The following is a 20,645-nucleotide window of genomic DNA, read 5'->3' as shown; positions in this document are numbered from 1 at the left end:
GACTGTACGAACCTCGCAGAAAAACCGTCGCAGCGAGCGCTCCCGTCTTCAGAGGAAGCCTGCGTCGACCAGTCGCTCGATTGCCTCCTTGATGCGGTCGATGTCCGTGGCGTAGGAAATCCGGGCGTAACCCGGTGCGCCGAACGCGCTTCCCGGCACCGTGGCGACGTGAGCCTCTTCGAGTGCGTCTTCACACCACTGCTGGTCGTCGGTTCGCGGTTCGTCACCGCTCGCTTTCGAGGCGCTTTGTGTCTCGCCGTCGGTCACGGGTAACATCAGATAGAACGCTCCATCGGGCGTTCGAATGTCCACGTCGTGTTGGTTCAGCAGGGCCACGAGGCGGTCACGGCGTTCGTGGAACGCCTCGACCATCTCGCTGACCTCGCGTTCGGTGTTCTGCAGTGCTTCGACGCCCGCCCGCTGCACGAAGTTCGTCGCCGAGGAAACCGAGTGTGAGTGGAGTTTCGCCGCCTCCGAGACGAGGTCTTCCGGAGCCGCGAGATAGCCGAGTCGCCAGCCGGTCATCGAGTAGGCTTTCGAGAAACCGTTTATCGTGACCGTCCGTTCGAACATCCCGTCGAGCGTGGCGAGACTGGTCGTCTCGACGCCGTAGGTGATCTGCTCGTAGATTTCGTCGCTGATGACGGTCACGTCGTGGTCGACCGCCAGGTCACGGACGCCTTCGAGCGCGGCGTCGGAGTACACCGCCCCGGTCGGATTCGACGGCGAGTTGACGACGAGCAGTTCGGTCTCGTCGGAGATGGCGTCCCCGAGGTCGGAGAGGGCAGGTTCGAGTTGGAAGTCGTGTGGCGCGAGGTCGACCCGCGTCAGGTCGCCACCGGCGAGTTTCACCATCGCCTCGTAGGAGACCCACGCCGGGTCGAGGAGGACGACTTCGTCGCCGTCGTCCACGACGGTCTGGACCGTCTCGTAGAGCGCCTGCTTCGCGCCGGGCGTGACGATGACGTTGTCGGCGCGGTACTCGAGACCGTCCGCCCGTAGCTTCGTGGCGATGGCTTCACGGAGTTCCGGAACCCCCTTCGACGGCGGATACCCGGTGTGGCCGTCTTCCATCGCCTGCTCGCAGGCCTCGACCACGTTCTCGGGCGTGGCGAAGTCGGGTTCGCCGACGCTCAGGTCGACGACGTCGACGCCGTCGGCTTCGAGTTGCGATGCGAGACTGCTGATGGCGAGGGTCGCGCTCGGTTCGACGCGCTGGATGCGGTCCGCGAAGTTCATAGCGCCTCCACGAGGTCGAGTGCGCCGTCGACCGTCCGCGCGCCAGCGTCGGTTCGTTCGCGGGCTTCCGCCGCCGACATTCCCGGGCCGATGATGCCGAGCGTGACGGGTTTGTCCCGTTCGAGGCTGACGTCCGAAAGTTTCTGGGTCGCGGCAGTGGCGATGACCTGGTCGTGGTCGGTGTCACCGGTGATGACCGCGCCGAGCACCGCGACGGCGTCGATATCCTCTTGTCGGGCGAGTCTGTCCGCCGCGAGCGGCGTGTCGTACGCACCGGGGACGTGAATCGTCTCCGCGATATCGGCCTCTCTTTTTTCGGCGGCCTCGCGTGCCGACGCCTCCATCTGCTCCGTTATCGGCGCGTTGAAATCCGCGACGACAAATCCGAGCGTTACCATGTGAGGCGGGAGGCCAGCGCGAGTAAAAGAACTACCGCTCTCCGCAACGCTTGTATCCCCCCTGCGTCTTGAGAGAAAATAATGAGTTCAGGCGAACGACGGCCGGTCGGCTGGGTGGCGGGGCGGCGGGGGCTCGCCGCGGTCCTCGCCGTCACGGCACTCGCGCTCGCGCTCCGTCTCTTCCGTCTCGGGAGTCGGTTCGCCCACTGGGACGAGGCTCGCGTCGGGTACTGGATTCTCCGCTATCGGGAGACCGGTATCTGGGAGTATCACGCCATCATCCACGGCCCGTTTTTCCCGCAGGTGAACAGCGTCCTCTTCGAACTGGTCGGTGCGAGTGACTTCGTGGCCCGGTTGCCGGTCGCGGTCGTCACCGGACTGCTCCCGTTGGCGGCATGGCTCTACCGCGACCACCTCCGCGAATCCGAGGTGGTGGCGCTGGCGCTCTTTTTCGCCGTGAATCCCATCTTGCTCTACTACTCGCGGTTCATGCGAAACGACGTGTTGCTCGCGGCGTTCATGCTGTTCGCCCTCGGATTTTTCCTCCGCGCGCACGCGACGGGACGAGTGCGGTACCTCTACGCCGGAACCGCCGCACTCGCGCTCGGGTTCACGACGAAAGAGAACGTGCTGCTCTACCTTCTCTCGTGGCTCGGTGCGACGGTGTTGTTGCTCGACCACCGACTGTTTCTCGCGCGCACCCACGAACGGGGGTGGACCGGCGTGTTCGTCGAACACGCGAACCGAACTGGCCGCTGGCTCTCGCGGTACGCGCCACACCTCCTGGTTGCCCTCGTCGAATTCTTCGTCATCGTCGTCTACTTCTACGCGCCACGAGCGCGCGGCGTCGAGGGGCCGGGACTGTGGAAAGCGTTCGGCGACCCGGCGATGTTCGGCGCAGTCGTCGGGGAAGCGACGGTCGGGTCGTGGAACGAGTTCGCCGGCCAGTGGGCACAGAGCCAGGGTCACTCCTATCTCCCCTACTTCGAGCACTTCGTCGGCGTCCTCGAATTCGGTGCGCTCGCACTGCTCGTTCTCGCAGTCGTCGGATTCCTCGCTGCCCGGTACGTGAACGACCACCCCCGCGACCTCGTCTCGTTCGCCTTCTACTGGGGTGCGGTCGGCATTCTCGGCTATCCCCTGGTCACGGACATCAAGGCTCCGTGGGCGACGGTTCACGTCGTCGCTCCCCTCGCGATTCCGGCGGCGGTCGGTGCAGGCCTGCTCTACCGGTGGGGGCGAGAAGCGTACGAGGACGACGACGATTTCGGGACCGCTGCCGCCGCCCTCGTCGTGCTCCTCGTCGTCGTCCAGGTCGCCTTCCCGGCGGTGAACGTGGTCTTTCTGCACCCACAGGACCAACACGTTCCCGGCCTGTTCGGCGGCCAGGAGGAAAACGACCTCGTGCAGTACGGCCAACCGGCACCCGGAATCAAATCGACGCTGGAGAAAGTCCAGGCCGTGTCGCGGGCCAACGACGAGGGGACGGACGTGCTCTACTACGGGTACGTAAACGAGAACAGCGACTACATCTTCTACGTCCCCAACGAGAGTGACAACGACTACTGGCCTCCCGCGAACAGTTGGTACAATCGCCTGCCGCTGCCGTGGTACACGGAGATGGCGAACGCGAGCGTCGACAGCACCTTGAACAACGAATCGCTCGGTCAACGACGACCGCCGGTCGTCATCACCCGGACGGAGAAGAAACCAGACGTGGAGCGGTATCTGGGCGAGTACGTCGTCTACGACCACGAACTCACGCTCTATGGGAGCGAGACGACGGTGTACATCAACAAGAGCGCGCTCCAGCGGGCGAACGCGACTGCATAAACGTGTATATTCTTCGGTCAGGTTGGCAAATCTTATGCACCCACAGCGATAACCAGCGGACCACATGACTACGGCTTCACCGCCAACGCTCGGTGTCGTAGGCGGCGGGCAACTCGGCCGGATGCTGGCGGAGGCGGCCGCCCCGCTCGGCGTCGAACTGGTCGTCGTCGACCCGACGCCCGACTGCCCGGCGTCGCTCGTCGCCCGCGACCAGATCGTCGGCGACTTCGACGACCCGGACGCGATTCGAGAACTCGCCGACCGGGCAGACGCGCTGACGTTCGAGATAGAACTCGCCGACCCCGACCTGCTCGAATCGGTCGGCGAGGAGTACGACGTGCCGGTACATCCCGACCCCGACACCCTCCGAACGATTCAGGACAAACTCGTTCAGAACCGAACGCTCCACGAGGCCGGGATTCCAGTCCCCGACTTCCGTGCCGTCGAAGACCGTGAGGACCTCCTCGATGCGGGCGAGGCGTTTGGCTACCCGATGATGGTGAAAGCCCGGCGCGGCGGGTACGATGGCAGAGGGAACCTCCCCGTCGAATCCCCCGAGGAAATAGACGACGTGCTCGCGGAGCTGTCGGGCGAGTTGCTGGTCGAGGAGTTCGTCCCCTTCGAGCGCGAACTCTCAGTCATCGCCGTGAAAGGCGACGACGAGGTGGCGACGTTTCCCGTCGGCGAGAACGTCCACGAAGCGGAGATTCTCCGTGAGACGGTCGTTCCAGCACGGGCCCCCGAGCGCGTCCGAGAGCGGGCGGAGACGGTCGCGCGAGACGCCCTCTCGGTGCTGTCGGGACGCGGCGCGTACGGCATCGAACTGTTCGAACACGAAGATGGCAGAATTTCCGTCAACGAAATCGCCCCGCGTCCGCACAACTCGGGCCACTACACCATCGAGGGGACGCTCACCTCGCAGTTCGAACAGCACGTTCGGGGCGTCCTCGGCTACCCGCTCGGTGCGACCGACCTCCGGAGTCCCGTCGTGCTCTCGAACGTCCTCGGCGACGTGAACGACCCGCGGCCGGCCAACCTCTCGGGCGTCGAGCGCGTCCTCGCCACGCACGGCGCGTCGTTTCACTGGTACGGCAAGCGCGAGGTTCGGCCCCTCCGGAAGATGGGACACGTCACGCTCGTCGGCGACCCGCCCGTCGGTGAATCTGCCGCCGACGAATCGTCCGCCAGCGACTTGCTGGCCGAAGCACGCTCGCTTACCGATACGCTTTCTTTCAAATGACCACCGCAGAATCAGTCCAGGAACTCGTCGAACAGTTCGAAACCGAAGCGGAACGTGACCGCGCTCCCGAAGATACGCCAGAGGTGGGCATCGTCATGGGAAGCGACTCCGACCTGGACGTGATGTCGGGAGCCTACGACGCGCTCACCGAACTCGGGTTCGAGGAGGTGACCGACTACGACGACCCACCGGACGCACGATTCACGTTCGAAACCTACGTCGTCTCGGCCCACCGCACCCCGGAACTGATGTACGCCTACGCGAAGACGGCCGAAGCCCGTGGACTGGACGTCGTGGTCGCCGGGGCGGGTGGGAAGTCGGCCGACCTGCCCAACATGACCGCGTCGCTCGCGTATCCACTTCCGGTGGTCGGCGTTCCGGTGCAGGAGAAATCCGTCTCGTCGGTCATCGGGATGCCGACCGGTGCGCCCATCGTTGCCGTGGACGCTGGCAAGTCGTTCAACGCCGCCCTCTCGGCGGTCCAGATGCTCGCGCGTGAACACGACGAACTGCGGAAACGACTAGTTGCGTACCACGACGAACTCCAGCAGGACGTCGGAGAGGTGTCGCGCAGTCTCCACGAACTGGGAACACCGCAGTTCCGCGACCGAACGTAAACTCTCTTCTTTTTGTCTACTCTGGCGGCGTGGACATTCCACTCTCTCTGAGAAATGTAGCGTTACGGAGGAGAAAGCGTCAGTTGCCGGGAGACGGCCGCAACCAGGCCAGACCGCCCCGAATCGCAAGAATCAACGCTTATAGGGGTGCGCTCACAAAAGACCGCCTGCTAGGAGAATACCGGTATGAATCCATGGGTAGCTATTGGCGCGTTGGCGCTGGTGGGGCTTGTCATCCCGTTGAGTATGATGGTGATTTCGAGCCTTCTCAGACCGACCGTGCCAGAACAAGGGAAATCCGCCACCTACGAGAGCGGTGAAATTCCAACCGGGACGACGCGCATTCGTTTCAACATCCAGTACTATCTGGTTGCGCTGCTGTTCGTCGTCTTCGACATCGAGACGGTTCTGATCTTCCCATGGACCGTCATTTATCGTAACGCAATCGACAACGGTGTCGATCTGGTGACGATATTCGTCCCGATGTTGGTTTTCATCGCCGTTCTCGTCGTCGGCCTCGCATGGGCATGGCGTAACGGTGCGGTGCGGTGGGTTCGTAGCCCCCGCGGAACGCAACGGAGAGTTGAACAATGAGTAACGAACCACGGGAGTACATCGAGGGTAGCACAGCCCCACAGACGAAAACTCGTCAGGCCCGGATGGAAGGCGTCGATAGTCGCTTCAACTCGAAGCTTCGAGAGGCGTTCGGCGCGTCGCCGTTCATCCTGACGAAGTTCGACAAGTTCATGAACTGGGTGCGCGGGTCGTCGATGTTCATGCTGCAGTTCGGTATCGCCTGCTGCAGCATCGAGATGATGCACACGTACGCGGTCAAACACGACCTGGATCGCTTCGGTTCCGGTGTGCCGCGTGCCTCGCCGCGACAGGCCGACGTGATGATCGTTCCAGGTACCATCGTCTCGAAGTTCGCGCCGCGCATGAAGCGCGTCTACGACCAGATGCCTGAACCCAAGTTCGTCGTGAACATGGGGTCGTGTTCTATCAGTGGTGGGCCATTCCAGGAGGGATACAACGTCATCAAGGGCGCAGAAGAGGTCATCCCGGTGGACATCCACGTCCCCGGATGCCCGCCGCGCCCCGAAGCGCTCGTCTACGGCGTCGTGAAACTGCAAGAGCGCATCGCCAACGGCGAGAGCAGTCCGGTGACGGTCAAGCCGTACGAACTCGAACAGTTCGGCGACCTGGACCGGGACGAACTGGTCGATTCGCTCGCCGAAGAGATCGACGAGGAATCGCTCGTCATGCGATACAACTGGGCTGATTCGCCATGAGTTCGCAAGAAGAGTTGCCCACGGACGTCGCAGGCGTCGACGGCGACGAACTCGCCGACCTGCTCGGCGACCACCTCATCGGACGCGAGGAGCACCTGAACGCGCCGGGATTCGTGATTCGTCCGGACGAAGTTCAGGAGGCACTCACCATCCTGCGCGACGAGGCCGGATTCGACCACCTCTCGATGCTCACGGCACAGGACTACGAAGACCGCTACGAGAGCATCTATCATCTGAAGAAGTACGCCGACCCGACACAGGAAGCGAGCGTCGTCGTGCCGACGCCCCGCGGCGCGCCGAAGAGTCAGACGGCAGAACCCGTCTATCGCACCGCGGAGTGGCACGAACGCGAGGCCTACGACCTCGTCGGCGTCGAGTACGAAGACCACCCTGACCTTCGTCGTATCCTCCTCCCCGAAACGTGGCAGGGTCACCCGCTGTCTCGAAACTACGACCAGGACCGGCCACAGATCGTCTCGTTCGAGGAGCACAAGAATCCGATTCAGGACGACCACCACGACGACGAGTCGGACACGATGTTCCTCAACATCGGTCCACACCATCCCGCCACACACGGGGTGCTCCACCTCAAGACGACCCTCGACGGGGAACAGGTGGCCGACGTCGAACCGGACATCGGCTACCTCCATCGCTGTGAAGAGCAGATGGCCCAGAACGGCACCTACCGCCACCAGATAATGCCGTATCCCGACCGCTGGGACTACGCATCCGCGGGCCTGCTCAACGAGTGGGCGTACGCGCGCGTCGCGGAGGATTTGAACGACCTGGACGTGCCGGAGTACGCACAGATCATCCGGACGATGGGCGCGGAACTGTGTCGTATCGCCTCGCACATGCTGGCACTCGGGACGTTCTGTCTCGACATCTACGGCGACTTCACGGCCATCTTCATGTACGCCATGCGCGACCGGGAGATCGTCCAGAACATCTTAGAGGACCTCACGGGCCAGCGCATGATGTTCAACTACTTCCGCCTCGGTGGCGTCGTCTGGGACATCCCCGAACCCCGCGAGGAGTTCTTCGAGAAGATTCGTGACTTCCTCGACGGGTTGCCGGAAGCGCTCGACGAGTATCACGACCTCATCACGAGCAACGAAATCTTCCAGATTCGTACCATCGATACCGGTGTTCTCGACCCCGAGGTCGCAAAACAGTATGGCGTGACGGGACCGGTCGCCCGCGGGTCGGGCATCGACTACGACCTGCGCCGCGACGACCCCTACGGCTACTACGACCAACTCGACTGGAACGTCGTCACCGAAGACGGCGGCGACAACTACGCACGCCTCCTCGTCCGGATGCGTGAGGTCGAGGAGTCGGCGAAGATCATCCACCAGTGTGTCGACCTGCTCGAAGACTGGCCGGAAGACGAACGCGAGATTCAGTCGAACGTCCCCCGGACGCTCAAACCTGATGCCGACACCGAAACCTATCGGGCCGTCGAAGGTGCGAAAGGCGAACTCGGCATCTACATTCGTTCGGACGGAACGGACAAACCGGGACGGTTCAAGATTCGCAGTCCGTGTTTCTGTAATCTCTCGGCGCTCCAAGAGATGTCCGAAGGGGAGTACATCCCCGACCTCGTCGCCACGCTCGGTAGTCTCGACGTGATTCTCGGGGAGGTTGACCGATGAGCTTCGTTCCGTTGCAGGGAGAGAGTCCGGTGCTCCTTCCCGAAGAGATTGCACGTGCGCTGTTCGGCAACTCCCCCGCCGCCTGGCAGGAACTGCTGTCGGCGTTCCTCGCCGCGGCTATCGTCGGGACCATCATGCTGACGATGACGGCGTTCGCCGGGCCGTGGGCGAAGCGGAAGATAACGGCGGCGTTCACCGACCGCATCGCGGTCAACCGCGTCGGGCCGTTCGGACTGTTCATCATCGTCGCAGACGCGGTTCGATTGCTGTCGAAAGAGCTCATCATTCCGGAAGGCGCAGACCGCCCCGCGTTCGACCTCGCCCCGATCGTGATGGCGGGGTCGGCACTGCTCGGCTTCGCGGTCATCCCGATGGGCTCGCTGTTCGGCATCAACCTCCAGCTCGCCGACCCCGAGACGGGGCTCGCGTACGTGTTCGCCGTCGCGTCCATCGCGACTCTCGGCGTGACGATGGGCGGCTACGCGTCCGCCAACAAGTACTCGCTTCTGGGAGCGTTGCGTGCGGTGGCACAGAACATCGCCTACGAGATTCCACTCGTCGTGACGGCGGCGTCCGTCGTCATCTTCACCGGTTCGCTCCAGACGAGTCAGATCGTCGCCCAACAGCAGGAGACGCTCGTGTCCATCGCTGGATTCGGGATTCCTGCGTGGTACGCGTTCGTGAACCCGTTCGCGTTTGTGTTGTTCATCGCGGCGAACCTCGCCGAAATCGGCCGGAATCCGTTCGACATTCCGGAAGCGCCGACGGAAATCGTCGCAGGGTATCAGACCGAGTACTCCAGCGTGTACTTCGTGCTGTTTTACCTCGGTGAGTTCCTGCACATCTTCCTCGGCGGCGCTATCATCGCCACCGTCTTCCTCGGTGGTCCGGACGGCCCCGCTGCAGGGTCGCTCGGCTTCGTCTGGTTCACCGTCAAGATCTGGGCGGTGTTCCTGTTCACGCAGTGGGCGCGCTCGGCGATTCCGCGCGTTCGAATCGACCAGCTCATCGAAATCGGTTGGAAGGGCATGCTCGTCCTTTCGTTCGCGAACTTGATTCTCACGGCCGTTATCGTGGGGGTGATGCTATGATCGGATTGCTCAAAGGAATGGCAACGACGATGAAACACGCACTGGACGGGTCTACGTTTACGGTCGAGTACCCGGACGTAGCACCCGAAGTCAGCCCGCGTTTCCGCGGCATCCACAAGTTCAGCCAGGAGCGCTGTATCTGGTGTCGCCAGTGCGAGAACGTCTGTCCGAACGACACCATTCAGATCGTCCAGGACGACCAGCGCAACGGCGAGCAGTACAACCTCCACGTCGGTCAGTGCATCTACTGCCGACTGTGCGAGGAGGTCTGTCCCGTCGACGCCATCCTGCTCACCCAGAACTTCGAGTTCACGGGTGACACGAAAGACGACCTGGTGTACAACAAAGAACAGTTGAAGAACGTCCCCTGGTACAAAGATATCGACCCACTCCAGTCCCGTGAGCCAGACCGTGGCGCGTGGATTGGCGAGGGCGAGGGAGCAGTAGACTACCAGTAGATACGCCCGTCTCGAAATCTTGAAAGGGCGTTTCTGCAAACCATTAGGTGACTGAAATGGCATACGAAATGATCGCGTTCGGGCTGTTCGCCGCCGTCACGGTAGCGAGTAGTCTGGGCGCTGTCCTGGTGCGGGACGTGTGGCATGCTGCGCTGTTGCTCGGCGTTTCACTGCTGAGCTTCGCAGTCCACTACGTCATGTTACAGGCGGAGTTCGTTGCGGCGATGCAGATCCTCGTCTACGTCGGCGGGGTTCTCATCCTCATAACGTTCGCCGTCATGCTCACACGTCAAACAAGTACAGAGGAGGTGACCAACGCATGAGTTCGCGGCCACAGATGCGAGAGGCGTCGAAGGCGCTCCCCGGCTTCGTCGCACTCGTGTTGTTCGTCGTCCTCGCAGTGGTGTTTCTCGGCGCGTCGTTCCAAGACGCGGCAGGCTTCCCGAACGGAGCCAACATCACGGCAAGTATCGGCTACGCGATGTTCAACATCTTCGGCATCGAGGGACAGAACATCGTCCAGAGCGAGGGGTTCCTCGTCGTATTCGAGATAATCGACCTCGTCCTCGTCGCGGCACTGGTGGGTGCGGTGATGCTCGCCCGCCGCGAGGGAGACAGCACGTCGGTCCGAACGGACGGCGGTCGGGAATCGGCTGATTCCCGAGCAAGTCGTACCTCGTTCGACGACGGACGGGAAGCGGGAGGTGACGACGAGTAATGGCAGCGATACCAGTCCAATACTACCTACTGCTCTCGGCTGCCGTGTTCTGTACGGGTCTGTTCGGTATTCTGACCCGGCGGAACGCGCTCATGTTCCTCATCAGCGTCGAGTTGATGCTCAACGCCGCGAACATCAACTTCGTCGCGTTCTCCCACTATCACGGCAACCTGACCGGCCAGACGTTCAGCCTGTTCACGCTGGCGTTGGCCGCCGCAGAGGTCGCAGTGGGTATCGGGATCATCCTCGTGCTGTATCGCAACTTCAAGGACGTGGACGTAACCCAAGCGACGACTATGAGGTGGTAAGATGGCGGCAACAGCATTCGAACTGGCTCCGTTGATTGCGCTCCTGCCGTTCGTATCGTTCCTGATCGCACTGTTCGGCGGCGAGTTCGCCCGCAAGATGCTTCCGAAAGGTGGCGCACTGCCGGGTATCGCCGCGACGGGCGGGTCGCTCGCCCTCTCGCTGTGGGTGTTCCTCACGGTGGCTGGCGGCGAACCCTACCACGAGAACCTGGTGTGGGTCGAAGGTCTCGACACGTTCAATCTGCACTTCGGCATCTTCCTCGACCCGCTGTCGGCGATGATGCTCGTCATCGTCTCGCTGGTCGCGTTCCTCGTCCACGTCTTCAGCCTCGGATACATGAACGACGAGGGCGAGACTGGCCTGCCGCGGTACTACGCCGGTCTCGGCCTGTTCACCTTCAGCATGCTCGCGTTCGTCTTCTCGGACAACCTGCTGATGGCGTTCATGTTCTTCGAACTCGTGGGCCTGTGTTCGTACCTGCTCATCGGGTTCTGGTTCCGCAACCCCGGCCCGCCGAGCGCCGCGAAGAAGGCGTTCCTCGTCACCCGCTTCGGTGACTACTTCTTCCTCATCGGCGTGGTGGCGGTGTTCGCAACGTTCGGAACCGCGCAGTTCACCGGCGACCACTCGTTCGTCCACATGGCCGAACAGGCGCTCGGCGAGGGCGGCGCTGGCGACGTGACCACGTTCTTCGGCCTCGAACCGCAGGCGTGGTTCTCCGTCGTCGGTCTGCTCGTGCTGGGCGGCGTCGTCGGCAAGTCCGCGCAGTTCCCGCTGCACACGTGGCTGCCGGACGCGATGGAAGGTCCGACGCCCGTCTCCGCACTCATCCACGCGGCGACGATGGTCGCAGCAGGTGTGTACCTCGTCGCACGGATGTACGGGTTCTACGCCCTGCTGCCGACGGTGCTCGCCATCATCGCGTTCATCGGCGGCTTCACCGCGCTGTTCGCGGCGACGATGGGTGTCGTCAAGCGCGAGATAAAACAGGTGCTCGCGTACTCCACCATCTCCCAGTACGGCTACATGATGCTCGGACTGGGTGCTGGTGGCTACGTCGCGGCGACCTTCCACCTGATGACCCACGCCTTCTTCAAGGCGCTCCTGTTCCTCGGCGCAGGGTCGGTCATCATCGCCATGCACCACAACGAGAACATGTGGGAGATGGGCGGTCTCAAGGAGAAGATGCCGGTCACCTACTGGACGTTCCTCTCCGGGTCGCTCGCGCTCGCGGGCATCATCCCGTTTGCCGGGTTCTGGTCGAAAGACGAGGTGCTCTACGAAGCACTCATCCACGGGATGGCGAATCCCATCCTGCTCGCGGCGTACGCGATGGGTCTGCTCGCGGTGTTCTTCACCGGATTCTACACCTTCCGGATGGTCTTTTTGACCTTCCACGGCGAACCCCGCACCGACACGGCGCGGAATCCACACGGCGTCGGCTGGAACGTCAAGTTCCCGCTCGTCGTGCTCGGTATCCTCGCCGCCGTCGCCGGTCTCGTCAACATGACGCCGGTCGCGGAACTCCTGCACATGGAGAACATCGAGTTCCTCCACAGGTGGCTCAACGGCCCGGTCGAGGCGACCGGCGCACACCACTACGAGGAACTCATCAAGCAGTTCGCCTACGGTGAACCAGGACACATCTCGCCACTGATTCCCGGCGCGGTGTCGCTCGCGCTCGCACTCGCGGGCGCGGGACTCGCGTGGACGCTCTACAACGTCCCCGACCCCGTCGAGCACACCGACAAACTGGGCGGTGTGAAGACGCTCCTGTTCAACAACTACTACCAGGACGAGTATCAGGTCTGGCTCGCAAACGGCGTCACGCTCCCGCTCGCGCGTGCGGCGGACAAGTTCGACCAGGGCGTCGTCGACGGCGTCGTCAACGGCGTCTCCAGCGTGAGCCTATTCGGTGGCAGCCGCGTGAAACGGATTCAGAGCGGCATCGTCACGAACTACGCGCTCATGCTGGTGCTCGGTTTCGTGGTCTTGCTACTCGTCATCGGCTTCACGGGAGGTTGGTTCTAGATGATGATCGAAGCACTCATCGCGGTCACACTCCTCAGCGCGTTCGTGGTGTTCCTCGCGCCCGCCAAGGTCGCAGGAAAACTGGCGTTCGTGTTGAGTCTGCTCCCGCTCGGCGGGAGCCTCTGGATGTACAGTACCTTCGAGGGGAGTGGGAACGCCCTGCTGGGCGGTTCCCTCGCCTTCGAAGAGACGTTCGAATGGGTCGCACTCGGCCCGTACTCGTTGAACTGGCACGTCGGACTGGACGGCATCAGCATGCCGCTTCTGGTGCTGACGACGGTGCTCACGCCCCTCGCGATACTGGCGGCGTGGACGCCGGTCGACTCGCGCCAGAACCAGTTCTACGGGCTGATGTTGTTCATGGAAATGAGCCTCCTCGGCGTCTTCTCGGCGCTCGATTTCTTCGTCTGGTTCGTCTTCTGGGAGATGGTCCTGGTCCCGATGTACTTCCTCATCGGCGTCTGGGGCGGCCCACGCCGCAAGTACGCGGCGATCAAGTTCTTCGTGTACACGAACATCGCCTCGCTCGTGATGTTCATCGGCTTCATCGCCCTCGTCTTCGGACTGGGCGACTCGGTGAACACCTGGGACCTCCCCGCCATCGCGCAGGCGTTGAACGACGGCCAACTCGGCGGAGTCGGAACGGTAGACGCGAACACGCTGAAAACCGTCGCGTTCTTCGCCATGTTCGTCGGATTCGGAGTGAAGGTGCCCATCGTCCCGTTCCACACGTGGTTGCCGGACGCTCACGTGGAGGCACCGACGCCGGTCTCCATCATGCTGGCGGGCGTCCTGCTGAAGATGGGGACGTACGCACTCTTGCGGTTCAACTTCACCATGCTTCCCGGCGTAGCGAAAGACTACGCGCTCATCATCGCCATCGTGGCGGTCGTGAGCGTCATCTACGGTGCGATGCTCGCACTGGCGCAGTCCGACTTAAAGCGCATCGTCGCGTACTCCTCGGTGTCGTCGATGGGGTACGTCATCCTCGGCCTCGTCGCGTTCACGATGTACGGCGTCGGCGGCGCGACGTTCCAGATGGTCGCACACGGCCTCATCTCGGGGCTGATGTTCATGGCGGTCGGCGTCATCTACAACACGACCCACACTCGGATGGTCTCGGACATGTCCGGACTGGCCGACAAGATGCCAATCACGGTCGCGGTGTTCGTGGCGGGCGCGTTCGGCTACATGGGGCTGCCGCTGATGGCCGGGTTCGCGGCGGAGTTCTTCATCTTCGTCGGCGCGTTCCAGTCGACCGTCCTCGGTGGGCACGCGCTCGCGCTGTTCACGGCGGCGGCGATGTTCGGTATCGTCATCGTCGCGGGCTACCTGCTCTTTGCCATGCAGCGCACCCTGTTCGGCACGTTCGACATCGAAACGGACTACGAGGTCGGCCGCGCCGCGTTCCACGACGTGGCACCCCTCGTAGTACTCATCCTGCTCGTCATCCTGCTCGGTGTCCAGCCGGACATCTTCTACGGGATGATTCAGGACGCCGTGGGTGAGATGGACCTCATCACGGGAGGTGGTCACTGATGGCGCAAGTCTTCACGTGGCCGACGTGGTCCGCGATGGCTCCCGCCATCGTCCTCGGACTGACGGCGCTCCTGTTGTTGGTCGCGGATAGTATCGACCCCGACACGAGCAACCGCCCGCTTCTCGCGGGCATCGCGACCTTCGGCGCAGTCGTCGCCGGGGGACTCGCTATGTGGTTCCTCTTCGCCGGGACGGGCGAGGAACCCATCGAACTGTACAACGGCGCACTGATCGTGGATACGATGAGCCTGTTCTTCGCGCTCATCTTCACCAGCGTCACCGCGCTGGTCTGTGTCGCAAGCTACGACTACATGAAAGGTCAGCCGTATCAGGCCGAGTTCTACTCGATGGTCGTCCTCGCGGCGACGGGCATGACGCTGATGGCGAGTTCGAACAGTCTGGCGACGGTCTTCGTCAGCCTCGAACTGGCCAGTCTGCCCTCGTATGCGCTGGTCGCCATGCTGAAGAAAAACCGCGGGAGCGTGGAGGCAGGGCTCAAGTACTTCCTCATCGGTGCGCTCTCGTCGGCCATCTTCGCCTACGGTATCAGCCTCGTCTACGGCGTCACCGGTCACCTGCGCCTGGACCTCATCGCGTCCAACCTCGGCGGGGACAACCTCGCCGGAATCCTCGGTATCGGCGTGCTGATGGTGCTCGGTGGTTTCGCGTTCAAGACCGCGAGCGTTCCGTTCCACTTCTGGGCACCGGAAGCGTACGAAGGTGCACCCGCGCCCATCTCGGCGTTCCTCTCGTCGGCCTCGAAGGCCGCCGGGTTCGCCGTCGCGTTCCGCGTGTTTGTCACCGCGTTCCCCATCGCTGACGTGGCGGCCGCGGTCGACTGGGTGCTGGCGTTCCAGATTCTCGCCGTCGTCACGATGACGCTCGGGAACTTCGCCGCCGCGACCCAGGACAAAGTCAAGCGCATGCTCGCGTACTCCTCTATCGGACACGCGGGCTACGCGCTCATCGGACTGGCCGCCCTCTCCGGCGGCAACGACAACTGGGTCATGGGCGGTGCGATGATGCACCTGCTCGTCTACGGCTTCATGAACACGGGCGCGTTCCTGTTCATCGCGCTGGCCGAGTACTGGGACGTCGGCCGGACGTTCGAGGACTACAACGGCCTCGCGACGAAAGCGCCGATGGCCTGTGTCGCCATGACGGTGTTCATGTTCAGTCTCGCTGGACTCCCGCCGTTCGCGGGCTTCTTCAGCAAGTACGTCCTCTTCGCGGGCGCGGTCGGTGCCGGCTTCTGGTGGCTCGCCGCCGTCGGTGCCGTGAACAGTGCGCTGTCGCTGTTCTACTACAGCCGTGTCGTCAAGGCGATGTGGATAGAAGAACCGGAAGGCGAGTTCAACATCAGGAGCACGCCGACCGGCCTCTACGTCGCAGTGCTCGCCGCTGCCGTCGCGACGGTCATCTTGCTGCCGGCGTTCGGCCCGGTGGCCGACACCGCCATCAACGCCGCTGCGACGCTCTTCGCCTGAACGCGAACTATTCGCCGTTCAGTTTTGCAGTTCAGTTCTTGCAGTTCACTGCTCGTAATTCGAGGTTTGCAATCGCGTTTCCATCGACAGCAGGACCACGGCCATCGTTCCGACTCTGAGTCGCTCCCGGTTTCGTCGTGTCAGTTCACTGATTGTCATTCCTCGATATCCAGAAAATCAGGTTCGCTGGTGTGTTCCCAACAGGTTTTAGGTCTCTGGACAGAAATCGGTGGTAGAATGGTTTCGCGGCTCATGCTCGGCTGTGGTTCCGTCGGGCATGCACTCGTCGAGTCGGTGGCTGACCGTCCCGGAAACATCGTCGTCGTGGACGAAAACGAGAGCCGAGTGGAAACGCTCCGCACGGAGGGCGTCTCGGCGACGCGTGGCGACCCCACGGACGTCGAGGTCGTCACCTCCCACTCCACGGTGGACGTGGCGTTCGTCGCCGGGGACGACCCCGAACAGAACCTGGGAGCGGCACGAGCGCTCAGGTCGGCACGGCCGAGCGCGTATCTCGTCGCGTACACCGGCGAGAACCCACCAGAGGCGATACGCGAGGAGTTGGCCGACCTCGCCGACCGGCTCATCGACCCCGGTGTGGCTATCGTCGAACGGCTACTGTCGATGACCGACCAGGACGCAGCGTTCCGGACCCACGAACTACAGCGCACGCTCCGCGACGTCGACGGGAAACTCGGTATCTTCATGCACGACAACCCCGACCCAGACGCCATCGCCAGCGCGACTGCACTGGCGGGAATTGCGGAGGCCGTCGGTACCGAGGCCGAGACGTGCTACTACGGGGCTATCTCCCACCAGGAGAATCGAGCGTTCGTCAATCTGCTGGATTTAGACCTGCGCAATCTCGACCGGGACGAGGACATCTCGGAGTTCGCGGGCATCGCACTCGTCGACCACTCCAGTCCCGGCGTCAACGACCAGTTGCCCGAAGAGACGCACGTGAACGTCATCATCGACCACCACCCGCCGAATCTCCCGGTCGATGCCGATTTCGTCGACCTCCGCAGCGGAGTGGGTGCGACGAGTTCCCTGCTCGCCGACCACCTGGAGCATCTCGGCGTCGCCCCCGACGAGCAAGTCGCAACCGGCTTGCTCTACGGCATCCGCGTCGATACGAAGAACTTCTGTCGGGAGGTGGCCCAAGCCGACTTCGAGGCGGCGGCGTTCTTGCTCCCCTACGCCGACACCGGCATCCTGGAACGCGTCGAGAGTCCGTCCGTCAGCCGAGATACGTTCGACATCATCGCCCGTGCGATTCGAAACCGCGAACTCGACGGGTCGGTGCTGGCAAGTTGCGTCGGGTCGCTCTCCGATCGCGACGCGCTCGCGCAGGCGGCGGACCGTCTGCTCAACATGGATGGGGTCAACGTCACGCTCGTCTTCGGGTTCATGGACGGCACTGTCTACGTGTCGGCCCGTGCTCGCGGGACCGACGTGGACCTCGGGGAGACCATGCGGACCGCGTTCGGGCAGATCGGCAGTGCGGGTGGACACGCCGACATGGCGGGGGCTCAGATTCCTCTCGGATTGCTCGGCGAGGTCGAAGACGAGGAGGAAGCGTCGCTATCGACCATCGTCGGCGAGATAATCACCGACCGCTTCTTCGAGACCGTTCGCTCTCATCCGGGTGGGGACGAGTACGGTTCGAGTCGAGAGCGAATCGCCTCGTTCGACATCAAACTCGCAGAGGGCGAGGAGTAACCAGCGGAGAACGAAAGCAGGTTCGTACTCCGGTGATTCGGAGAACGCGAGGATTCACCAGGAGCGACGCGGTCGGGAAGTTTTTTGTCCGGTAGCGCATGGTTACTCTGCATGGACGAGGCCGAGGAGGAAGACGGTCACCGCATGTCGCCAGCCGTACGTACCATCTCCGACGGTGGGAGAGAGGGTATCAAAGCGACGGTCAACGACTACATGACTCGCGAGGTAGCGACCGTCTCTCCGGACGCAACCGTAGAGGACGTCGCCCGCCGAATCGCCGAAAGCGACGGACACAACGGATTTCCGGTGTGCGACGGACGGCGCGTCGAGGGATTCGTGAGCGCGCGCGACCTCCTGCTCGCGAACGACCAGGAACCCATCTTCAAGGTGATGAGCCAGGAACTCATCGTCGCACACCCCGACATGGACGTCAACGACGCAGCGCGCGTCATCCTTCGGTCTGGCATCCAGAAACTCCCGGTGGTGGACGACGCGGGCAACCTCGTCGGCATCATCAGCAACACCGACGTCATCCGCAGCCAGATAGAGCGCGTCACTCCAGAGAAGGTGGGCAAACTGATGCGCACGTTAGAGTCCATCCACGACACCGAGGTCTCTCAGGAGCGCCGCAAGGTTTCGCTCGCCAACCTCGTACCGACGCAGGGGAAAGTGTACGCCGACGAACTGGAAGGCCGGGTGTACGAGATGGAGCGAGGACTGGCCGAACCCCTCGTCGTCATCGAGAACGGCCACACCCTCCTGCTGGCAGATGGGCACCACCGAGCGAAAGCAGCCGACCGACTCGACATCGAGAAGATGGACGCCTACGTCATCGTCACCGACCATCGCGTCGAACTCGGCATGGCGGAGACGGCGCGCAAGGAAAACCTGGAGACCATCGACGACATCCAGGTGGTCGATTACGCCCGCCACCCGCTGGTCGAGACGACGAAGCGACTGCAGTAACGATAGCGAGGCGAGCGCGGAACCCTTCTATGGCCGCATCCACTCCACGAGAACCGTCTCACTGTCCCCGTACGGGTGTGGAGTTTGGAGTCGTCGGTCACAGAACCCACGCTGTCGAGCAAATCTCTCGTGATGGCGGGTCTGAAAAACGTTTTCGAGACCGCTCTCGAAAATCGCTCACCGAATCCTTAATGGATTGCCCGGCAGAAATTACGGACATGTACGACGAGGACGACCTGCAGGAGATCCAGCAGGCCCGAGAGGAGTGGGAAGACGACACCCTCTCGCCCGTGCTGGAGCGGTTCGGCGAACGAAAGGACCGGTTCGCGACCGTCTCGAATCTGGAAGTCGACGATCTGTACGACCCGACGGACGTGGCCGACATCGATTACGAGGACGACCTCGGCTTCCCCGGCCAAGCCCCCTACACCCGTGGCGTCTACCCGACGATGTATCGCGGTCGGACGTGGACGATGCGCCAGTTCGCCGGATTCGGCACCGCAGAGGAGACGAACGACCGATTCCACTACCTCATCGAGAACGGGCAGACCGGTCTCTCGACCGCCTTCGACATGCCGAGTCTGATGGGCAAGGATTCTGACGACCCCCTCTCGGATGGGGAGGTCGGCAAGGAGGGTGTTGCGGTCGACACCCTGCGCGACATGGAGATACTCTTCGAGGGCATCGACCTGGACGAGGTCTCGACCAGTTTCACCATCAATCCGAGCGCGCCGGTCATCTTCGCCATGTACGTCGCGCTCGCGGACAATCGCGGTGTGCCGCGTGAGAAGCTTCGCGGCACCTTCCAGAACGACATGCTGAAGGAGTTCATCGCGCAGAAGGAATGGGTCGTCCCGCCGGAGCCGTCGCTCGACGTCGTCACGGACACGGTGGAGTTCGCCATCGAGGAGACGCCGAACATCAAACCCATCTCCATCTCGGGCTACCACATCCGAGAGGCAGGTTCGACGGCGGTCCAGGAACTCGCGTTCACACTCGCGGACGGCTTCGCCTACGTCGAGGACGCGATGGACCGCGGACTCGACGTCGACGATTTCGCACCACAGCTCTCTTTCTTCTTCAATTCGCACAACTCGCTGTTCGAGGAGGTCGCCAAGTTCCGCGCCGCACGACGCATCTACTCGACCGTGATGGACGAGTGGTACGGCGCCGAAGACCCCCGGTCGAAGCAGTTGAAGTTCCACACGCAGACCGCGGGTCAGTCGCTCACAGCCCAGCAACCGCTCAACAACATCGTCCGCGTGACGATTCAGGCGCTCGCTGGCGTCCTGGGCGGTACCCAGAGCCTGCACACGAACAGTTTCGACGAGGCGCTCGCGCTGCCCAGCGAGGAGGCGGTTCGCGTCGCCCTGCGTACCCAGCAGATTATCGCCGACGAGAGCGGTGCGGCGGACATCATCGACCCGCTCGGCGGGAGTTTCGCCGTCGAATCGCTGACCGAGGAGGTCGAAGAGAAGACGATGGCGTACATCGAGGAAATCAAGGAGATGGGCGACGGCTCGGTGCGAGACGGCGTCCTCGAAGGTATCGAACGCGGGTACTTCCACCGCGAGATTCAGGACGCTTCCTACGAGTACCAGGAGCGCGTCGAAGACGAAGAGGAAATCGTCGTCGGCGTCAACAAGTACGAAATCGAGGAAGACACCCGTCCCGAGATTCTGAAGGTCGACGAGGAGACCCAGAACCGACAGCTCGCGCGACTCGCCGAGGTCAAAGAAGAACGCGACGACGAGGCGGTCGAAGCTGCTCTCGCCGACCTCCAGACGGCCATCGACGAGGACGAGAACGTCATGCCGGCGATCGTGGACGCGGTGAAAGCCTACGCGACGATGGGAGAGATAATGAAAGTGTTCGAGGCCGAACACGGCTCGTATCAGGAGACGATCGGACTGGCCTGACCGAGCGGCTGCTACTTTCTCGTTCGCTCGCACACCCGTCGCGAGAGAGACACCGGTCGGTCCGTCCTACACCGTCTTTTTCCCCGATATATCTCCCGTCGTGGCAAATCTTTATGCTTCTCCTTAAAGCA

At 62.8% G+C, this 20,645-nt stretch carries 19 protein-coding genes; 17 read left to right on the top strand and 2 right to left on the bottom strand.

The features are described from left to right. Positions 1–48 precede the first annotated feature (48 nt). Positions 49–1,239: a pyridoxal phosphate-dependent aminotransferase gene (locus tag ACR3FF_RS01690; RefSeq protein ID WP_458185465.1), complete on the bottom strand. Its 1,191-nt coding sequence runs from the start codon at positions 1,237–1,239 to the stop codon at positions 49–51. After that, positions 1,236–1,637, bottom strand: a complete 402-nt coding sequence (gene ribH / locus ACR3FF_RS01685; protein ID WP_458185463.1) for a 6,7-dimethyl-8-ribityllumazine synthase — start codon at positions 1,635–1,637, stop codon at positions 1,236–1,238. Before ribH ends, ACR3FF_RS01690 begins: the two co-directional genes overlap by 4 nt. Positions 1,638–1,718: 81 nt before the next feature. Between ribH and ACR3FF_RS01680 the strand changes: the two genes are divergently transcribed. The 17 genes from ACR3FF_RS01680 (at position 1,719) to ACR3FF_RS01600 (ending at position 20,514) form a co-directional block, all read left to right on the top strand. Next, positions 1,719–3,470, top strand: a complete 1,752-nt coding sequence (locus tag ACR3FF_RS01680; RefSeq protein ID WP_458185462.1) for a flippase activity-associated protein Agl23 — start codon at positions 1,719–1,721, stop codon at positions 3,468–3,470. A gap of 64 nt (positions 3,471–3,534) precedes the next feature. Continuing rightward, entirely contained in the window at positions 3,535–4,710 is a 1,176-nt protein-coding gene (purK, locus tag ACR3FF_RS01675; RefSeq protein WP_458185460.1) for a 5-(carboxyamino)imidazole ribonucleotide synthase, read from the top strand. Next, a complete protein-coding gene (gene purE, locus ACR3FF_RS01670; RefSeq protein WP_458185458.1) occupies positions 4,707–5,327 on the top strand; it encodes a 5-(carboxyamino)imidazole ribonucleotide mutase in 621 nt (206 codons plus the stop codon). The genes purK and purE overlap by 4 nt, the downstream gene beginning before the upstream one ends. A 186-nt stretch (positions 5,328–5,513) precedes the next feature. Beyond that, a complete protein-coding gene (locus ACR3FF_RS01665; protein ID WP_458185457.1) occupies positions 5,514–5,921 on the top strand; it encodes an NADH-quinone oxidoreductase subunit A in 408 nt (135 codons plus the stop codon). Then, the gene (locus ACR3FF_RS01660; protein ID WP_458185455.1) at positions 5,918–6,619 is read left to right on the top strand and encodes an NADH-quinone oxidoreductase subunit B; all 702 of its coding nucleotides are present in this window, start codon (positions 5,918–5,920) and stop codon (positions 6,617–6,619) included. Before ACR3FF_RS01665 ends, ACR3FF_RS01660 begins: the two co-directional genes overlap by 4 nt. Then, positions 6,616–8,274 carry an NADH-quinone oxidoreductase subunit D gene (locus tag ACR3FF_RS01655; protein WP_458185453.1) on the top strand — a complete coding sequence of 553 codons (1,659 nt, stop codon included), beginning with the start codon at positions 6,616–6,618 and terminating at the stop codon, positions 8,272–8,274. The genes ACR3FF_RS01660 and ACR3FF_RS01655 overlap by 4 nt, the downstream gene beginning before the upstream one ends. Beyond that, positions 8,271–9,365, top strand: coding sequence for a complex I subunit 1/NuoH family protein (locus ACR3FF_RS01650; protein ID WP_458185451.1), 1,095 nt, complete (start codon positions 8,271–8,273; stop codon positions 9,363–9,365). Before ACR3FF_RS01655 ends, ACR3FF_RS01650 begins: the two co-directional genes overlap by 4 nt. Next, a complete protein-coding gene (locus tag ACR3FF_RS01645; RefSeq protein WP_458185449.1) occupies positions 9,362–9,823 on the top strand; it encodes a NuoI/complex I 23 kDa subunit family protein in 462 nt (153 codons plus the stop codon). The genes ACR3FF_RS01650 and ACR3FF_RS01645 overlap by 4 nt, the downstream gene beginning before the upstream one ends. Positions 9,824–9,879: 56 nt before the next feature. Next, positions 9,880–10,146 (top strand): NADH-quinone oxidoreductase subunit J, encoded by a 267-nt coding sequence (locus tag ACR3FF_RS01640; RefSeq protein ID WP_266076144.1) that lies wholly within the window; start codon positions 9,880–9,882, stop codon positions 10,144–10,146. Beyond that, positions 10,143–10,541, top strand: a complete 399-nt coding sequence (locus ACR3FF_RS01635; RefSeq protein WP_458185448.1) for a proton-conducting membrane transporter — start codon at positions 10,143–10,145, stop codon at positions 10,539–10,541. The genes ACR3FF_RS01640 and ACR3FF_RS01635 overlap by 4 nt, the downstream gene beginning before the upstream one ends. Then, positions 10,541–10,849: an NADH-quinone oxidoreductase subunit NuoK gene (gene nuoK / locus ACR3FF_RS01630; RefSeq protein ID WP_458185446.1), complete on the top strand. Its 309-nt coding sequence runs from the start codon at positions 10,541–10,543 to the stop codon at positions 10,847–10,849. Before ACR3FF_RS01635 ends, nuoK begins: the two co-directional genes overlap by 1 nt. A gap of 1 nt (position 10,850) precedes the next feature. Further along, positions 10,851–12,881 carry an NADH-quinone oxidoreductase subunit L gene (gene nuoL, locus ACR3FF_RS01625; protein ID WP_458185445.1) on the top strand — a complete coding sequence of 677 codons (2,031 nt, stop codon included), beginning with the start codon at positions 10,851–10,853 and terminating at the stop codon, positions 12,879–12,881. After that, positions 12,882–14,420, top strand: a complete 1,539-nt coding sequence (locus tag ACR3FF_RS01620; protein WP_458185443.1) for a complex I subunit 4 family protein — start codon at positions 12,882–12,884, stop codon at positions 14,418–14,420. Beyond that, positions 14,420–15,907 (top strand): NADH-quinone oxidoreductase subunit N, encoded by a 1,488-nt coding sequence (locus ACR3FF_RS01615; RefSeq protein WP_458185441.1) that lies wholly within the window; start codon positions 14,420–14,422, stop codon positions 15,905–15,907. Before ACR3FF_RS01620 ends, ACR3FF_RS01615 begins: the two co-directional genes overlap by 1 nt. 237 nt (positions 15,908–16,144) lie before the next feature. Then, entirely contained in the window at positions 16,145–17,629 is a 1,485-nt protein-coding gene (locus ACR3FF_RS01610; protein ID WP_458185439.1) for a DHH family phosphoesterase, read from the top strand. A 144-nt stretch (positions 17,630–17,773) separates the two neighbouring features. After that, positions 17,774–18,595 (top strand): CBS pair associated ParBc domain-containing protein, encoded by an 822-nt coding sequence (locus tag ACR3FF_RS01605; protein ID WP_458185626.1) that lies wholly within the window; start codon positions 17,774–17,776, stop codon positions 18,593–18,595. A 218-nt stretch (positions 18,596–18,813) separates the two neighbouring features. Continuing rightward, positions 18,814–20,514, top strand: a complete 1,701-nt coding sequence (locus ACR3FF_RS01600) for an acyl-CoA mutase large subunit family protein (protein WP_458185437.1) — start codon at positions 18,814–18,816, stop codon at positions 20,512–20,514. The last annotated feature ends 131 nt before the right edge of the window (positions 20,515–20,645 follow it).

The organism is Haladaptatus ordinarius (assembly GCF_054177595.1).
The sequence above is the reverse complement of the archived record's forward strand: the minus strand, read 5'-3'. Positions and strand labels throughout refer to the sequence as shown.

Excerpts from the sequence above, each read along its gene's own strand:
- ACR3FF_RS01655 (WP_458185453.1), top strand. The coding sequence starts at position 6,616 with ATGAGTTCGCAAGAAGAGTTGCCCACGGACGTCGCAGGCGTCGACGGC.
- ACR3FF_RS01600 (WP_458185437.1), top strand. The coding sequence starts at position 18,814 with ATGTACGACGAGGACGACCTGCAGGAGATCCAGCAGGCCCGAGAGGAG.
- purE (WP_458185458.1), top strand. The coding sequence starts at position 4,707 with ATGACCACCGCAGAATCAGTCCAGGAACTCGTCGAACAGTTCGAAACC.
- ACR3FF_RS01690 (WP_458185465.1), bottom strand. The coding sequence starts at position 1,239 with ATGAACTTCGCGGACCGCATCCAGCGCGTCGAACCGAGCGCGACCCTC.
- ACR3FF_RS01615 (WP_458185441.1), top strand. The coding sequence starts at position 14,420 with ATGGCGCAAGTCTTCACGTGGCCGACGTGGTCCGCGATGGCTCCCGCC.
- ACR3FF_RS01640 (WP_266076144.1), top strand. The coding sequence starts at position 9,880 with ATGGCATACGAAATGATCGCGTTCGGGCTGTTCGCCGCCGTCACGGTA.
- ACR3FF_RS01635 (WP_458185448.1), top strand. The coding sequence starts at position 10,143 with ATGAGTTCGCGGCCACAGATGCGAGAGGCGTCGAAGGCGCTCCCCGGC.
- ribH (WP_458185463.1), bottom strand. The coding sequence starts at position 1,637 with ATGGTAACGCTCGGATTTGTCGTCGCGGATTTCAACGCGCCGATAACG.
- ACR3FF_RS01620 (WP_458185443.1), top strand. The coding sequence starts at position 12,882 with ATGATGATCGAAGCACTCATCGCGGTCACACTCCTCAGCGCGTTCGTG.
- ACR3FF_RS01660 (WP_458185455.1), top strand. The coding sequence starts at position 5,918 with ATGAGTAACGAACCACGGGAGTACATCGAGGGTAGCACAGCCCCACAG.
- ACR3FF_RS01645 (WP_458185449.1), top strand. The coding sequence starts at position 9,362 with ATGATCGGATTGCTCAAAGGAATGGCAACGACGATGAAACACGCACTG.
- ACR3FF_RS01665 (WP_458185457.1), top strand. The coding sequence starts at position 5,514 with ATGAATCCATGGGTAGCTATTGGCGCGTTGGCGCTGGTGGGGCTTGTC.
- nuoK (WP_458185446.1), top strand. The coding sequence starts at position 10,541 with ATGGCAGCGATACCAGTCCAATACTACCTACTGCTCTCGGCTGCCGTG.
- nuoL (WP_458185445.1), top strand. The coding sequence starts at position 10,851 with ATGGCGGCAACAGCATTCGAACTGGCTCCGTTGATTGCGCTCCTGCCG.
- purK (WP_458185460.1), top strand. The coding sequence starts at position 3,535 with ATGACTACGGCTTCACCGCCAACGCTCGGTGTCGTAGGCGGCGGGCAA.
- ACR3FF_RS01605 (WP_458185626.1), top strand. The coding sequence starts at position 17,774 with ATGTCGCCAGCCGTACGTACCATCTCCGACGGTGGGAGAGAGGGTATC.
- ACR3FF_RS01610 (WP_458185439.1), top strand. The coding sequence starts at position 16,145 with ATGGTTTCGCGGCTCATGCTCGGCTGTGGTTCCGTCGGGCATGCACTC.
- ACR3FF_RS01680 (WP_458185462.1), top strand. The coding sequence starts at position 1,719 with ATGAGTTCAGGCGAACGACGGCCGGTCGGCTGGGTGGCGGGGCGGCGG.
- ACR3FF_RS01650 (WP_458185451.1), top strand. The coding sequence starts at position 8,271 with ATGAGCTTCGTTCCGTTGCAGGGAGAGAGTCCGGTGCTCCTTCCCGAA.